The 14758-nt window shown below is 59.9% G+C and carries 14 protein-coding genes and 1 pseudogene; 3 read left to right on the top strand and 12 right to left on the bottom strand.

Going from position 1 to position 14758, the window contains the following annotated elements; genetic code table 11:
- Window positions 1-21: 21 nt before the first annotated feature.
- The 10 genes from AKG12_RS26840 to AKG12_RS26795 form a co-directional block, all read right to left on the bottom strand.
- Window positions 22-1050 carry a GlxA family transcriptional regulator gene (locus AKG12_RS26840; RefSeq protein WP_175386657.1) on the bottom strand — a complete coding sequence of 343 codons (1029 nt, stop codon included), beginning with the start codon at window positions 1048-1050 and terminating at the stop codon, window positions 22-24.
- A complete protein-coding gene (locus AKG12_RS26835; RefSeq protein WP_052821169.1) occupies window positions 1047-2045 on the bottom strand; it encodes a 4-hydroxyproline epimerase in 999 nt (332 codons plus the stop codon). The genes AKG12_RS26840 and AKG12_RS26835 overlap by 4 nt, the downstream gene beginning before the upstream one ends.
- 21 nt (window positions 2046-2066) lie before the next feature.
- On the bottom strand, window positions 2067-2921 hold the full coding sequence (locus tag AKG12_RS26830; protein ID WP_052821168.1) for an ABC transporter permease: 855 nt from the start codon (window positions 2919-2921) through the stop codon (window positions 2067-2069).
- Window positions 2921-3766, bottom strand: coding sequence for an ABC transporter permease (locus AKG12_RS26825; protein ID WP_035243850.1), 846 nt, complete (start codon window positions 3764-3766; stop codon window positions 2921-2923). Before AKG12_RS26825 ends, AKG12_RS26830 begins: the two co-directional genes overlap by 1 nt.
- Window positions 3767-3779: 13 nt before the next feature.
- A complete protein-coding gene (locus AKG12_RS26820) occupies window positions 3780-4871 on the bottom strand; it encodes a quaternary amine ABC transporter ATP-binding protein (protein WP_035243753.1) in 1092 nt (363 codons plus the stop codon).
- A gap of 90 nt (window positions 4872-4961) precedes the next feature.
- Entirely contained in the window at window positions 4962-5813 is an 852-nt protein-coding gene (locus tag AKG12_RS26815; RefSeq protein WP_052821167.1) for a glycine betaine ABC transporter substrate-binding protein, read from the bottom strand.
- A gap of 77 nt (window positions 5814-5890) precedes the next feature.
- Window positions 5891-7237 (bottom strand): NAD(P)/FAD-dependent oxidoreductase, encoded by a 1347-nt coding sequence (locus tag AKG12_RS26810; RefSeq protein WP_052821166.1) that lies wholly within the window; start codon window positions 7235-7237, stop codon window positions 5891-5893.
- The gene (locus AKG12_RS26805; RefSeq protein ID WP_003501818.1) at window positions 7234-8751 is read right to left on the bottom strand and encodes an aldehyde dehydrogenase; all 1518 of its coding nucleotides are present in this window, start codon (window positions 8749-8751) and stop codon (window positions 7234-7236) included. Before AKG12_RS26805 ends, AKG12_RS26810 begins: the two co-directional genes overlap by 4 nt.
- Entirely contained in the window at window positions 8744-9655 is a 912-nt protein-coding gene (locus tag AKG12_RS26800; RefSeq protein ID WP_052821165.1) for a dihydrodipicolinate synthase family protein, read from the bottom strand. Before AKG12_RS26800 ends, AKG12_RS26805 begins: the two co-directional genes overlap by 8 nt.
- Complete coding sequence (locus AKG12_RS26795; protein WP_003501816.1) at window positions 9652-10362, bottom strand: GntR family transcriptional regulator; 711 nt, start codon at window positions 10360-10362, stop codon at window positions 9652-9654. Before AKG12_RS26795 ends, AKG12_RS26800 begins: the two co-directional genes overlap by 4 nt.
- Before the next feature lie 257 nt (window positions 10363-10619).
- Here AKG12_RS26795 and AKG12_RS26790 point away from each other — a divergent pair, with 257 nt between their 5' ends.
- The gene (locus AKG12_RS26790; protein WP_052821164.1) at window positions 10620-11333 is read left to right on the top strand and encodes a GntR family transcriptional regulator; all 714 of its coding nucleotides are present in this window, start codon (window positions 10620-10622) and stop codon (window positions 11331-11333) included.
- Window positions 11334-11450: 117 nt separating this feature from the next.
- On the opposite strand, the gene AKG12_RS26785 is transcribed toward AKG12_RS26790, so the two are convergent.
- Window positions 11451-12254, bottom strand: a complete 804-nt coding sequence (locus AKG12_RS26785; protein ID WP_052821163.1) for a class I SAM-dependent methyltransferase — start codon at window positions 12252-12254, stop codon at window positions 11451-11453.
- A gap of 49 nt (window positions 12255-12303) precedes the next feature.
- Window positions 12304-13110 carry a transglycosylase domain-containing protein gene (locus AKG12_RS31160; RefSeq protein WP_234823864.1) on the bottom strand — a complete coding sequence of 269 codons (807 nt, stop codon included), beginning with the start codon at window positions 13108-13110 and terminating at the stop codon, window positions 12304-12306.
- Window positions 13111-13267: 157 nt separating this feature from the next.
- Here AKG12_RS31160 and AKG12_RS26775 point away from each other — a divergent pair.
- Both AKG12_RS26775 and AKG12_RS29835 read left to right on the top strand, forming a co-directional pair.
- Window positions 13268-13877, top strand: a pseudogene (locus AKG12_RS26775) (helix-turn-helix domain-containing protein); the annotation flags it as partial.
- Between the two features lie 142 nt (window positions 13878-14019).
- Window positions 14020-14758 (top strand): IS5 family transposase gene (locus AKG12_RS29835; protein WP_156316099.1). Its coding sequence is split into 2 segments (ribosomal slippage), with 740 coding nucleotides annotated over them: window positions 14020-14344 and window positions 14344-14758; the frame shifts between segments, so codons are not numbered across the junction. This gene is flagged as partial in the annotation.

Below are 14758 nucleotides of genomic sequence, written 5' to 3'. Positions count from 1 at the left end.
GGCAAACACCACCACGCGTTATCACACGCTTGATGGGGTCGAATCTGTGGCGCGTAGTTTCGTGGGGCTTTTTCCGAATGTCTGAGAGAAGGCGCGCGAAAAATGGGACGCGCTCTCGAAGCCGACCTCGAGAGCGACCTCGAGCATGGACGCCTTTGTCTTGGTCAACAGTTGCTTGGCGCGCTCCATCCGTACTCGCCGGTAGACGAGGGCAGGGGAGCTTTTGGTTTCGCCCATGAACAGGCGCTCGAGTTGTCGCCTCGAGAGCCCGACCGATGCGGCGAGTTCCTCGATCGGCAGCCGCCCCTCGATATGCTGTTCCATCATGATCAGCACCGCCCTGACCCTTGGATCCTCGCACTCGATGGAGAGCGGCCTGCGGGTCTGGATGGCAAGGGAGGTTCGGGCCTTTTCAATGTGGAGAACCTCGAGCGCATTGCGCTCGGCTTCCTTGCTGATGTGACGCCGGACGATCAAGGCCGCCATGTCGGCTGCGCTGCTGCCGCCGGCGCAGGACCCCCTTGTCCGGTCGAGGTTGAAGATCCGATCAGACCGGACTTGATGGTCGGGGAAGCGCTCGCGAAACGCATTGTAATGCAACCAACTGACGCATGTCCGGTGTTCCTTCATCAAGCCGATTTCAGCAAGGATGAAGGAGCCGGTGCAGACACCGATCAGCTTGACGTTCCTTGTCGATGCCTTCTTCAGGAAGTCGATCGTTTCCTGATCGACGGGGGAGCCGTTGTTGAGCAGGCCGCCGACCACGACGATATACTGGAACCGGCTGGGGTCGACGAAGTCCGATGTTGGTGCGACCTTAACGCCGCAACTTGACGTTATCAGATGCCGCGTGCTGCCGAGGACCTCCCAATCGGCAAGCACACGGCCCGACCTGTCAAATTCGTCACTCGCCAGCCGCAGCGTATCGACAAAAAGGGCGAACGCGGAGAGCGTGAATGATTTTGCGAGCACAAAGCCGATCTTCAGCCGCTCGCCAGGCGCACCTGGCTCCAACGATTTCATGTCAGCTCCACCGCGTGCTGCCTTCATTTGATCTGGAAACCGTGCGCCAAAGGATCCCGATCGTCTACGAAGATCGTATTGTGACCGATGATGCGTGCCCAGCCCTCGACGCTCGGCTTGATCCCATGGAAGGGACCGACGTCAGTCTCTTCCTCGATACGTCCTTCGAAGACCGTGCCGATCAGGCTTTCCTGGCGGAAGGATTCACCGACATTCAAGCGGCCCTTGCCGTGAAGCTGGGCCATTCGCGCCGACGTGCCGGTTCCGCCTGGGGAGCGGTCGATGGCTTTGTCTCCGTAAAACACCGCCCCGCGCCCATCAGCGCCGTCGTTCGTCGGACTGTCGCACCACAGCGCGTGATGGACGCCGCTAATTCTCTCGTCTTCGGGATGGACCGGATCGCAGATCGGTGCGAGGGCGTCGCGAAGCTGGCCGCTGAGGTCGACGACGTCGCTTGCCGACATGCCATCGAGCCCTTTCCAATTCTCCTGCGGCTCGACCACTGCGTAATAGTTTCCACCATAGGAGATATCGACGACAAGCCTGCCAAGACCCGGCACATGAACCTCCAGATCCGCTTCATGGAGGTAACTCGCGACGTTGAACATACGGACCGATTCCACGAACTCGTCCTGCTTGTCGTACTGGATGTCAACTTTTCCCGCAGGCGTCTCTATCGAGAGCTGTCCGGGCACTCGTGGCGTAACAAGTCCTTCTTCGATGGCGGCCGTGACCAGCCCGATCGTGCCGGCGCCACACATCGGCAGACATCCGCTAACCTCGATGAAAATCACCGCAAAGTCGCAATCCTCGCGGTAGGCTGGGTAGATGATCGCGCCCGACATGATGTCATGGCCGCGCGGCTCGAACATGAGAGCCTGCCGGACCCAGTCATGGTCTCGGACGAACAGGTCCCGGCGCTCGGCGATCGGAAGATGCGGGAGAAGCGGTCCGCCGCCGGCGACGAGACGAACGGGATTGCCGCATGTATGGCTATCGATACAGAAGAAACTGCGCCGCATGATGGATCCTTTATAGTCCTCTCAGTTGCCAACCACAGGAAACCGACGGCCCTGCAGCGCGCCGCGTGACAACCTGTCGAGGAAGATCGCGACCGCCACGATGGCAAGTCCGGCTCGCAAGCCCAATCCCATTTCCATTCGTGTCAGTCCGCGTGTGACCTCGGCTCCTAGCCCGCCAGCACCGACAAGACCTGCGAGAACGACGATGGCGAGTGATAGGAGAATGCACTGATTGAGCCCCACGAGAAGTGTTGGCGTCGCTGCGGGGATTTCGATCTTGAACAGGACGGCGCGGGGCGAGGCGCCCATAGCCTGTCCGAGTTCCAGCAGGTCCTTCGGAACCTGGCTGAAGGCGAGCGTCGTCAATCGCAGCATCGGCGGCACGCCGTAAACGATCGTGGCGATGATGGCAGGCACCCTCCCGAGGGTGAAGATCATCACGGCGGGGATGAGATAGACCCACGGCGGGACCGTCTGCATGATGTCGAGCACGGGACGGATGGCCGCCGCGAACATGCGATAGCGGGAGGCCAGGATGCCGAGCGGAAAGGCGATCAGCACCGAGATGCAGACGGACACCGTTACCAGCGCCAGCGTCTGCATTGATGCTTCCCACAGGCCCGCAAGAAAGCAGAAGGTCAGCGCGATCGCACTGGTCACCGCGACGCGAACATTCACAACGACGGCAGCAAAGGCCACGGCAATGAGGATGACCGCGTAAAAGGGCAGGTAAAGCAGGGTCGCTTCAAGGCCGCCCAGCACGGCTTCGATCACCTTCGTCACCATATCAAAGAAGGGATGGAAATTGGCGTTCAGCCAATCGACAACCGGGGCGAGGTACGCGCCGGGGGAGAAGCGAACAAGGTCAAGGTCCATCACTTGCCTCCATTGGCGCGGCGCGCAGCACTCTGGGTCAGTCGGTCGATCACCATTGTGAGGATGACGATGGCGATGGCGGCGTTGATCGATGTGGCGATGTCGAGTGTTCTGACCGCGCTGTAGATTGTTTCGCCCAAGCCGCCGGAACCGACGATGCCGGCAATAACGACCATGCCGAACGCCATCATCAGGCTCTGGTTGATCCCCGCCATGACGCTCGGGATCGCGAAGGGCAGCCTGATCTTGGAAAACATCTGCCACGGCGTCAGGCCGCTCGCCTGACCGAGTTCGAGGAACTCGCGCGGGGTCCTGCGGATGCCGAGCGATGTCAGGCGGATCACCGGAGGCATGGCAACGATGACGGTGGCGAGGAGAGCCGTGGCCGGTCCGTATCCCATCAACGCGATCGCAGGCAGGAGGTAGATGTAGGGCGGAAGGGTCTGGATGAGATCGAGGATCGGTTCGACGAACCTGTCGAAGGATTTGACGAAGCCGGCCACGACGCCGAGCGGAATACCGATGACCAGCGCCATGAACGTGGCCGTGATCACCAGGGCCAGTGTGCTCATGGTCTCGGCCCACAGCCCCATCACCGCGCATCCGAGCAGGGCGACGCCTGCCAGAAGCCCGGCCGGCACGTTGATCAACCGCCATCCCAGTGCCGCCGCGACGAGGGCAATCACATAGAAGGGTGGAAGCTGCACGAGCCAGAGGACGCCGTCATAAGTGCCCTCCAGAACGGCCCGGATGCTGTCGAACAGCCACGAGGCATTGTCGCTGATCCAGTTCAGCGCGTCGTCAATCTTCTCGTCGAAGCTGTCAGTGATAACGGACGTGTCCATGACCATCACCGATCTATGCCGCTACGGGCACGGTGGCGGGACGGCCGGCGACGCCACAGAGCAGGCCGCGCGTCGTGACGATGCCAACCACCTTGCCACCCTCGACGACAGCGACGGCGTCGCGGCTCGATTGCATGGTCAACTCGATCAGGGCGCCGATATCAGCTTCGGGCGTGGTGCGCAGCAGCGAGCCGGTGTCGACATTCGGGTGGCTGCGCGTGTATTCGGCAACCGGCATCATGACGGAGTGCGCCTTGACGAGATGGATCCGGGAAATGCCGGCAACGAATTCGGCGACGTAGTCGTCCGCAGGCTTGGTCACGATCTCCTCGGCATTGCCGACCTGGACGATGACCCCGTCCTTCATGATGGCGATGCGGTCGCCGATGCGGATGGCTTCCTCAAGGTCGTGGGTGATGAACACCGCCGATTTTCCAAGCGACTTGGTCAGTTGGCGGAATTCGTCCTGAAGCTGGCGTCGGATCAGAGGGTCGAGCGCGCTGAACGGTTCATCCATCAGGATGATCTCGGGATCGGCGGCTAAGGCACGGGCAAGGCCGACGCGCTGCTGCATGCCGCCCGACAATTCGGATGGATAGCGCGCCGTCCAGTCGGAAAGGCCGACCTTGTCCAGTGCAGCGCGGGCGGTCTTGTATCGTTCTTCCTTGCCGACGCCGCGGACCTCAAGGCCGAAGGCGGCATTCTCCAAAACGGTACGGTGCGGAAGCAGGGCGACGCTCTGGAAGACCATGCCGATGTTGCGGGCTCGAATGTCGCGGAGTTCGGCGGCATTCAGGGCGGAGATGTCCTTGCCCTTGACGAGGATCTTCCCAAGGCTGGGTTCGATCAGCCTGTTGAGCAGCCGGATCAGCGTGGACTTGCCGCTGCCCGACAGTCCCATGATACAGAAGATCTCGCCACGGCGGACCTGAAGACTGGCATCCGAGACGCCGACGACGCAATCATAGTCCGTCAGAATCTGTTTCTTGGACAAGCCTTTTGTCTTCACCGCCTCGACGGCCGCCTTGGCCCTGGCTCCGAATATCTTCCAGACCGACTGGCAGTCGATCAGGATATCGCTGGCATTATTCATTGACGTGGTCATAGCGTTCCCCGCGAGCCGGTTTGATGCCGGCATTCTCATTCGTGGAATTGGAGCCGGGCCACCGCGAGTGCGAAAGGCCCGGCATTTGCGTTATTCGGGCTTGATGTTTTCCCAGCGCTTCAGAAGATCGGCGTGACTGTCGGTCCAGTCCCTGATCGCCTCGTCCATCGTCTTGCCGTCGTTGACCGCGCTGTTGATTGCGGTGATATCGGCAAGCGGGACGTACACGCTGGCGATGACCTCACGGGCGTGAGGATTTTCGGCCGAGAAACCCTTCTGACCGATCCAGTAGTAGCTCTGCGGCGGCGGGAAGACACCCTTCGGATCTGCCAGGAACTTGACGTCGTATTTCTGCATCATCCAGGACGGCTCCCAGATCGTCACGGCAATCCATTCCTTGCGATCTGTGGCGGACTTCAGCGCGGCGGTCATCGCGGCGGTGCTGCCTTCGACGAGCTGCAGCTTGAGATCGTATGCCTTCACGGAGCTGCTGGTGTCGCGCATCAGGCCCGATCCCGGCTCGATACCGACGATCTTGCCGCCGAACTTGTCGGCGTTGTCGTTCAGCTGGTCCATGGAATCGATGGTGACGTATTTCGGAACCGCGACGCCCTGGAACAGGCCGTGCGAGACCGGGGAAATCTTTTCGAGACGCTTCTTGTTCTTGTCCCAGTAATCCTGCGCGACATAGTCCGTCTGCGAGGCGAGGATCTGGACGTCGCCCTTGCTGAGAGCGGCGTAGGCAATGCCCCATTCGGAGAACGGCACGACCTTCACGGTGTAGCCGGAATCTTCGAGCACCTTCTTCGTAATGCCTGTGATCGGTGTGAGGTCTTCCCACGACATCGTGCCGATGGTGATGGTCTTTTCTTCGGCATGCGCCGACATCACGGTTATCCCGACCATCGCCGCTGCGCAGATTGCTTTCCATAGAGTCTTCATTTTTCGCTCCTAGTTTTCGTTCCCATTATCGTTGAAGCCCAGCACTTGGCTCAGTCTCCACATTGCGCGGCGGGGGATCATCCCTCGCGGCCTGCACGCAATTCCTGCAACCGGATCACGGAATTGATGCCGAGCCATGCGAACGGCTCCGGCGGCAGCCGCAAGGGCTGGGCATGATCCATGTATTCATCAAGCTGTCGGGAGGCCGAGCCGGTCGCGAGGTCAGCCGCCATCATGCCGGCGAGCGTACTCTTGACCGTGCCAAGGCCATTTTCGCAGCAGGCCGAATAGAGGCCCTCTTCGATCTCACCAAAAGCCGGGACGTGGTTGCGGCTGAGGCAGAGCCGGCCGGCCCAGCTGTATTCGAACGGCAAACCGGCAAGGCGTGGAAACCGGGCGTCGAAGGAGCGGCGATGCTCGCCCGCCATCTTCGTCATGCGCCGTTCACTGACATCCACCGTTGTCTCGTAGGTGTATTTTGTCCGGATCACGATTCGCGACTGTCCGCCGGTCGTGATCTTGCGCACCGTCGCGCCCATCGCGTCGGCGGGAAGAAGCGCCCACTTGTCGCGGCCTGATCTTTCCTCGCCTCGGCCAGCAGCATCAAACGGGGCCGTCATCGAAGCGTAGGCGAAGATGTGCATCAGCCTGCCGCCGAAGTGACCGAAATCCTGGATATGGCCGTTGACCGCGAGGATGACCCTGGGCGCCGTGACCGTTCCGCGCAATGAAGTGGCGGTCCAGGTTCCGCCCTCGCGCTTCAACGATGTTACGGGGCTGCGCTCGTATACATCGACGTTCTCCGACAGGCCGGCGGCGAAGCTTCGGATATAGTCGGCCGGCTGGATGAGAACCGCGCCGGGCGTGTAGAGCCCGCCCAGATAATAGTCCGACCCGGTGATGTCGCGCATCACGCGAGCGTCGAGAAACACATACTTCTCGCCCGCACCCTTCAACGACTGCCCGAATGTCATGTTCAGTTTCATGCCGCGCGCGGTCGCGGCGGCATTGATCTTGCCGGCGGGATCGAACGTCTCGCGGGACATCCCGTATTCACAGGCGGCTTGCGTCGCAAAGGCGATCGCGGAGCGGTTCTGCGCCATCTCCATCTGCGTGGCATCAGCACTGCCGCTTGAATATTCGCTGGAGGTGAGGTTGTGCGGGACATCGATCATGAAGCCCGAGTTTCGTCCCGACGTGCCTTTCCCCAGTTCACTCGCCTCCAGAATGACGACCTTGTCCTGCGGACGACGCTCTTTCAGCCGGCGGGCCGCGGACAGTCCCGCAAAGCCCGCGCCGATCACCAGCCAGTCCGCGGTCACGTTGCCTTCGAGGCTCCGGACCGGGAGCGGTCGCTTGCTGATCGCCTCCCAGCCCGACACGCCATTTTCAAAAGGCAAGCGCTTGACGGACTTCGTGATCATCGGATTGTCTCGTCCACGGAGCGCTCGGAGATATCGATCCAGATCGTCTTCAGTTCGCAGTAATTGTCGTGGGCGAAGATCGACTTGTCGCGACCGCCGAAACCCGATTCCTTGTAGCCGCCGAACGGTGTCGAAGCGTCGCCCTCGCCAAAGCAGTTGACAGTCACCAGGCCGGCCCGGATTTCCCGCGACAGCTTGATCGCCTTGCGCAGGCTGCCGGTATAGACCGAGGCGGTGAGGCCATAATTAGTGTCGTTGGCGAGCTTCACCGCTTCCGCCAGCGTTTCAAAAGTGGTCACCGACAGGATCGGTCCGAAGATTTCTTCCTGGAAAAGGCGGCTTGCCGGTGTGACGCCACCGACGACGGTGGGTTCGATGAAGACGCCACTCAGCGTCGTGCCGCCATAGGTGAGCGTCAGCTTCTCCGTCTTCACGTCGTCGAGGAAGGATTTGACCTTGTCGAAATGCGCCTTGCTGACCAGAGCGCCGATGCGGTTTTCCGGATCCAGCGGGTCGCCGGTCTTCCATTCGCGCAGATAGGCGCCGATCCGTTCGAGCAGCGCGTCCTTGATCTTGCTGTCGACGATCAGCCGCGACGTGGCCGAACAATTCTCGCCCATGTTCCAGAACGCGCCGTTGACGACCTGCTCGGCCACGAGGTCGAGGTCTTCGGCATCATCAAGGACGACGGCCGGGTTCTTGCCACCGCATTCCAGGACGACCTTTTTGAGGTTGGAATCGGCGGCATAACGCAGGAAGCGACGTCCGGTTGGTGTCGAGCCGGTGAACGCGACCATGTCGACATCCATGTGCAGCCCGATCGGCTCGCCGACATCCTTGCCGCTGCCGGTGACGACATTAAAGACGCCCGCGGGGATACCGGCCTCGAGAGCCAGTTCCGCGACGCGAAGAGTGGTGAGCGTGGTTTCCTGCGCCGGCTTGACGATGACAGAGCAACCCGAGGCGAGTGCCGGGCCGATCTTCCAGGCGAGCATCAGCAGCGGGAAGTTCCAGGGCAGCACGCAGCCGACCACGCCGATCGGCTCGCGCACCACCATGGCAAGGGCATTCGGCCCGACCGGGTTGGTGTTGTCGTAGAGCTTGTCGATAAGCTCGGCATGGAAGCGGATCGTGTGGATCGTGTCCGGCACATCGACCGTCTGGCATTCGCGCACCGGCTTGCCGCTGTCGATGCTTTCCATGACGGCCAGCTCGTGGCGGTTTTCCTCCAAGAGCTTTGCGAGTTTGAGGAGAGCGACCTTCCGGTCGCCGGGAGGCAGCAAACGCCAGCGACCGTCATCGAACGCCCTTTTCGCGTTTGCAACCGCGTCGTCGACATCACCAGCGTCGCAGGCCGCGATCTCGGTCAGCGTTTCGCCGGTTGCAGGGTTCGTCGTCGTGAACGTCTTGCCGGACTTTGCCGGACGGAATGCGCCATCGATGAAGGCGTTGGTCGGCAGGTGAAGATTGGTGGCGATCGCCTTGTATTCGGCCGCGCTCAAGGGTTCATGCATTGTTGGCTCCCGACGTGATCTGGGCAACCGTGCGCTTCAAAGTCGCGACAACGGTTTCAAGGGTTCTTTTTTCTTCGGAATTGAGCGGGCGCAGCGGCGCGCGCACCGAACCTGTCTTCAGGCCGATGATCTCGCATCCATGCTTAATCGACTGGACGAACTTGCCGCATTCGAGAAAGTCCATCAGCGGCAGCATCGCCGTCATGATGGCCCGGCCCTTGTCGAAGTTCCTTTCGAGAACACAGGCCTCATAGAGGGCGACATGTTCGCGCGGCAGGAAGTTGGAACCGGCGCAGACCCAGCTTCTGGCACCCCAGGCAAAAAATTCCAGCGCCTGGTCGTCCCACCCACAGGACAAGCCGATATGGGGGAACTTGCGCGCCAGGAGATGGACGTTGGCCATTTCGCCGGAGCTCTCCTTGATCGCCACGACGTTCTTGGACCGGCCCACGCGGGAGAAATAGTCCTCGCGCATGGTGATCCCCATGCGGGCCGGATAATTGTAGAGCATGATCGGCAGGTTGGCGGCGCGGTCGATCGTCAGCGCATGGACCGCGTTCTCCTTTTCCGTCGGCAGCGCATAGGGCGGCGACGAGACGAGGATTGCGTCAGCACCGATTTCCTTCGCAGCCTTGGCATATTCGACGGAATCTTCGGTCCGTGTCGCACCGGTGCCGATGACGAGAGCGAGACGCGTGCCGATCACATCCCTGGCGTAAGCAGCGAGTTCGAAGCGTTCCTGGGCGCTCTGAGCATAATATTCGCCGGTCGAGCCGCCGACGATGATGCCATGCACCTTGGCCTCGATCAGCGACTCCAACACAGCCGCAAACCCCTCGCGGTCAATCTGCCCGTCGGGGCTGAGCGGCGTGATCGCCGGGGTGTAGATGCCTTCGAATTTCATGATGATGACTCCATCGATTGCGTCGGCGTTTCGACCAGTGCGTCCGCCTTGAGTGCTTGGGGTGCGATGAACATTTCCATGTTCTCGCGCGACAGTTCCCAGTGTTCGAACACGAGGTCGACGACAGCGTCCTCGTCGCGGGCGGCGATCGCCGCGATGAAGCCGTCATGGTGGCCGACCGATTTTTGCAGCCGCTCCTGCATGTCCGCGTTGCGGGGGCGGAAGAATGTATGGCCGATGCGCGCATGATCGATCAGCAGCCGTCCGAGGCTAGGCTGCAGGTATTCGTTGCCCGACATCTCACCCATGATCTCGTGAAACCGGTTGTTGGCGAGCGTCATCGAAAGCGCATCATGCGAGAAGCTCGCGGCACGAAACTGTTCCTGCGTGGTCTGCAGCTCCGAGAGCTGCTTCACCTTAAAGTTCCGAACCGCCAGCCGTCCGATCGCCGCATAGACCATCGGCGCGACCAGGAAGAAGTGGCGCAGGGTCGAGTGGTTCATCGGGATGACCCGAGCACCCCTGTTGGTGCGGATATCCACGTAGCCTTCACCTTCCAGGCGACGGAAAACCTCCCGCACCGGGGTCCGTGACAGGCCGTATTTTTCGCTCAGCGATGCTTCATCCAGGTCTTCGTCGGGATCGAGTTCCATCGTCAGGATCTGACGCTTGAGATCGTCGTAGAGTTCGCTCTTGCCGCCCTTCATCCCGAATCCCCGATGTGACCTGGCCCGCGCATCGCGCTGTCGGCTTTTGAGGACAAGCTTGCATGAGTATTCTAGTGAGTCAACAAAATTGTATTATGAAAGTACACAACGAGTACACCTACGATATACAATTGGCAAACAATGAGAGGTAGGAGGGTTATCACGCTCGCCGCGATTGAATATCGCGATTGCCAACGGCTATGGTCGGCATTAAGCCAATCACGCGTGGAATACTTCGGCCTTGGGGAATGACTTGAATGAAGAGCGGCAAGAGCGAACTCTACGACGATCTCAAGCGTCAGATCCTGACGATGGAACTCGACCCCGACGAGGATGTGGATGAGGTCAGCCTCAGCGAGAAATATGGTCTCTCGCGTACGCCTGTACGGGACACCCTGCGTCGCCTGGCAGGCGAAGGTTACATTGACATGCGGGAGAACAGAAGCGCGCGCGTCATCCCGTTGAACCATTCGACGCTGCGACATTTTTTTCTTGTCGCGCCAATGATCTATGCGGCGATCGGGCGCTTGGCAGTCCAGAATTTCAAGCCTAAGCAGTTGTCGGAACTGAGCGATACGCAGGAAAGATTTCGGATCGCCAGCGAGAAGCTGGATACGCTTGAAATGGTCCTCGAGAACAACCGGTTTCACGAGATCATGGGTGAGATGTCAGGCAATGTTTATCTGCAGCCCAGCCTGGGGCGGCTCCTCATCGATCACGCCCGCATCGGCCACACGTTTTTTCATCCGCGCAACGACGACATGCGGCAGCGCCTTCAACTGGCTGTCGAGCACCATGACGGCTTCATCGACGCGATCAAGGCCCATGACGAGCCCGCCGTCGTCGACCTTGTTTTCAAGCACTGGGAACTGTCGCGCGAAAACATGGAGCTTTATGTCGTGCCGAGCGACATGAAGGCCGATCTTCCTGTCGAGCTCGGCTCCTCGCACAAGGATGCCCAACAGGTCTGACGCTCGGCCGCTTGGGCGTGGAGCCGGTTAGGACGTTTTCTGCAGGGCCCGCGTCAGCCATCCGGTAGCAAAATCGGCGATCGCGGAGCGCTGGGCATCGACCGGCACGAGAGTTAGTCACTCTGCATTTCGCTTATGACTTACGAATAAGCCGCTTTCCTTTCCAACCTCAAGAACACCGTTGCCCACCTGAAACGCTTTGGTGATCGCATCCCGGAATGCGACAAGCTGCGCGTCGTCGGCAGCATCGCCGGGAGGGTAGGACGTCAGGGCCAGGAATACGTCTTCCGGATCGGTCACGCGCAGACAGGCTGGATGCTGCTTCATGGTCACATTGCCGAACTGAGCCTGCATGATCCGTTCGGCCGCGTCATATCCGAACGCAGCGCCGGCCGGATCGACTGGCGGACTGCCGAACACCGTTGTCAGCCCATACATCTCGCGCATGTTGCCGGCGCCGTTCGTCGTCACCGCCAGACAACCGCCCGGCCTCAGAACCCGATGCATCTCCGCAACCGCCTTCGACGGGTCAGGCAGATGATAGAGCATGTGCATGGCGATGACGGTGTCAAAGGACCCGTCTTCAAAGGGCAACGCGGCCGCGTCGGCTTGCTGCCCTGTGACCGATGCAAATTGCAGGGGCCGGCAATGCTCAACGGCTTCCTGAACCATGCCCGAAGAAAGATCGGAAAGCGTAAGGTGCAGGTTTTGCGGCAGGCCGCTTGCGGCTGCCTCCCAAAACCAACCAGGACCACACCCGATATCAAGGATGCTGTCGCCGGGCTTGAGAGGAAGCTGCCCTGCTATCCAAGGAAACCAGCCGGTTTCGGCGATCGTGTACTCGCTGTTCAACCGGGCGCGAGCCGCAAGCTTGCGGCTATCGCCATATTGCTCTGCATTGCCTGACGTTATCGAGGCCACGCGCTTCCTCCATCTTTCTTTCTCTCAAAATCCTGTCGCATGGGATACGCTATCGGCACCCTTCGAGCCAAACATCCGAAAAGCCCGCAGGCGTACACGCCCCGGCTGCCAGACGCTGGATTCGGCCGGCGCGTTCCTCGAGCTTGGCGTCGCTTCGAGCGAGATCATATGAAGCCGGCGCTATCAGCACGGCCGCGAGCCGGATAAACTCCGCTTCGGTCAATTCGGCTGGAGACCGCCCATAGATCGCTGAGCTTGCCGAATGGAAGCCTACTATCCAGCCATCAGGTCCCTTGCCCATTTCCAGCGTTTCCAGCCAGAGGGCAAGAATCTGCTCCTTGGAAAGACGGCGCTCCATCCCAAGTGCGTAGCCCGTCTGCCTTATCTTGCCGGGGCCAGGATGAAACTGCTCAAAGGCGAGCCGCTTGGCTGCCGATTGAGTGATTGTTGTCAAACCAGCGCCTGGAGTAGAGAAATCTACCCCAGAATGGGTTGAATAATTCGGGTCTTCAACCGCGATCAAAATAGCTCGATAAGCTGCGCCTAAGGAACCGCCGCCGCGGCCCTGAGCGATCACTTCGTCAGCACGAGCCCGCAACGTCGTGGCATCCGATAGTGCATCAAAGTATCCCTTCGCTCCATAGCCGACTAGACCAATAAGCAAGAGGGCAAAGACAAGACTGCCGTATTTAAGTATCCGCATCATCCGCCGCCAGATAACATAATGGGTGGCCCTCGCGCTAAAACTCGTGTTGTCGCATAAGTTGTTTTCAAGAATAATTTGTCCGTAATTATGTTCGTACCGGGTTTTGCACAACAGTAGCTTTTCACTGTGATTACAATAGCTTAGTTCCATAATATATCTTATGCAATTTTTGTTTGTAATTTAATGCGACAGTTGGGCCAGTTAGAGATGCGACAGTCTCGCCTCTTTGCGCACTGGTCAAAACCAACATTGGGAGCAAGGATGACGATCTTCAGCCTGGTCGAGACCATGAGCGGTCGGAGTCGTCATGCCCTGTTTAATCACCATGTCGCAGAAAGAATTGCATCGCCTCGAACTTATCCAGAAGATCCGTGACGAACGCCTGACTGTCGTCCAGGCTGCCGAGCAGCTCGACCTCAGTCGCAGTCAGGTGCATCGGCTGCTGCAAGCCTATGACCGGGATGGTCCGGTCGGCCTTGTTTCCAAGAAGCGATCACGGCCAAGCAACCGGCGCCATAGCGAAGAGTTTCGCAATGCGGCGCTGGATCTGATCCGCGAACGCTATCTGGATTTCGGCCCGACGCTGGCGCGCGAGAAACTGATCGAACTGCACCGGATCTCGGTCGCCAAGGAGACGCTTCGGCAATGGATGACCGAGGCCGGCATCTGGGTCTCACGTCGGGAACGCAAGAAGCGGGTTTTCCAGCCACGCGGCCGGCGCGACTGCTTTGGTGAACTGGTAGATCGACGGGTCGCATCATTGGTGGTTCGAGAACTGCGGCCCCAAATGCGCCCTGCTCGTCTATATCGATGACGCCACCGGCAAGCTCCTGCATCTGCGCTTCGCCCGATCGGAGAACACGTTCGACTATCTGCATGCGACGAAGACCTATCTGCTGCAATGGGGCAAGCCGCTAGGGTCAGGACCCATTGATTTGAATTGACGGCTATGATTCAGACGGGCGGATAGGAGCCCGACTGATGAGTAATTNCTAGGGTCAGGACCCATTGATTTGAATTGACGGCTATGATTCAGACGGGCGGATAGGAGCCCGACTGATGAGTAATTTGTTCTGGCTGACGGAGGAGCAAATGGCCCGTCTTCAGCCCTATTTCCCCAAGAGCCATGGCCGCCAGCGTGTCGATGATCGGCGTGTCCTGAGCGGCATCATTTTCGTCAATCGCAACGGCCTCCGGTGGTGTGATGCGCCGAGGGAATATGGTCCGGCGAAGACCTTGTATAACCGCTGGAAACGCTGGAGCGACAAGGGCATCTTTATCCAGATGATGGAGGGCCTGGCTGTGCCTGAAGCTGCAGAGCACAAGACCATCATGATCGATGCGACCTATCTCAAGGCCCACCGCACAGCTTCCAGCCTGCGGGTAAAAAAGGGGGTGCGGGCCGCCTGATTGGACGCACGAAAGGCGGCATGAACACCAAGCTTCATGCCGTCACGGATGCGAATGGTCGCCCGGTCAGCTTCTTCATTACGGCCGGTCAGATCAGCGATTACACCGGTGCTGCCGCCTTGCTTGATGAACTTCCCAAGGCCAAATGGCTACTGGCCGACCGTGGCTATGATGCCGACTGGTATCGTGACGCTTTACAGGCGAAGGGGATCACCCCCTGCATTCCGGGGCGGAAGTCCCGCAACAAAACCATCAAATACGACAAACGCCGCTACAAACGGCGCAACCGGATCGAGATCATGTTCGGGCGTCTCAAAGACTGGCGGCGTGTCGCTACGCGCTACGACAGATGCCCAATGGTCTTCCTCTCCGCCATCGCTCTCGCTGC

It is taken from the genome of Agrobacterium sp. SUL3, assembly GCF_001263295.1.
Lineage (GTDB): Bacteria > Pseudomonadota > Alphaproteobacteria > Rhizobiales > Rhizobiaceae > Agrobacterium > Agrobacterium tomkonis.
This window is presented reverse-complemented; position numbering and strand designations above follow the sequence as displayed.

Bases quoted from the DNA above. Each gene is read 5' to 3' on its own strand.
- AKG12_RS26800 (WP_052821165.1), bottom strand. From the start codon at position 9,655: ATGAAATTCGAAGGCATCTACACCCCGGCGATCACGCCGCTCAGCCCC.
- AKG12_RS26810 (WP_052821166.1), bottom strand. From the start codon at position 7,237: ATGATCACGAAGTCCGTCAAGCGCTTGCCTTTTGAAAATGGCGTGTCG.
- AKG12_RS26815 (WP_052821167.1), bottom strand. From the start codon at position 5,813: ATGAAGACTCTATGGAAAGCAATCTGCGCAGCGGCGATGGTCGGGATA.
- AKG12_RS26795 (WP_003501816.1), bottom strand. From the start codon at position 10,362: ATGAAGGGCGGCAAGAGCGAACTCTACGACGATCTCAAGCGTCAGATC.
- AKG12_RS26830 (WP_052821168.1), bottom strand. From the start codon at position 2,921: ATGGACCTTGACCTTGTTCGCTTCTCCCCCGGCGCGTACCTCGCCCCG.
- AKG12_RS26835 (WP_052821169.1), bottom strand. From the start codon at position 2,045: ATGCGGCGCAGTTTCTTCTGTATCGATAGCCATACATGCGGCAATCCC.
- AKG12_RS26790 (WP_052821164.1), top strand. From the start codon at position 10,620: ATGAAGAGCGGCAAGAGCGAACTCTACGACGATCTCAAGCGTCAGATC.
- AKG12_RS26820 (WP_035243753.1), bottom strand. From the start codon at position 4,871: ATGACCACGTCAATGAATAATGCCAGCGATATCCTGATCGACTGCCAG.
- AKG12_RS26825 (WP_035243850.1), bottom strand. From the start codon at position 3,766: ATGGACACGTCCGTTATCACTGACAGCTTCGACGAGAAGATTGACGAC.
- AKG12_RS26840 (WP_175386657.1), bottom strand. From the start codon at position 1,050: ATGAAGGCAGCACGCGGTGGAGCTGACATGAAATCGTTGGAGCCAGGT.
- AKG12_RS26805 (WP_003501818.1), bottom strand. From the start codon at position 8,751: ATGCATGAACCCTTGAGCGCGGCCGAATACAAGGCGATCGCCACCAAT.
- AKG12_RS31160 (WP_234823864.1), bottom strand. From the start codon at position 13,110: ATGGAACTAAGCTATTGTAATCACAGTGAAAAGCTACTGTTGTGCAAA.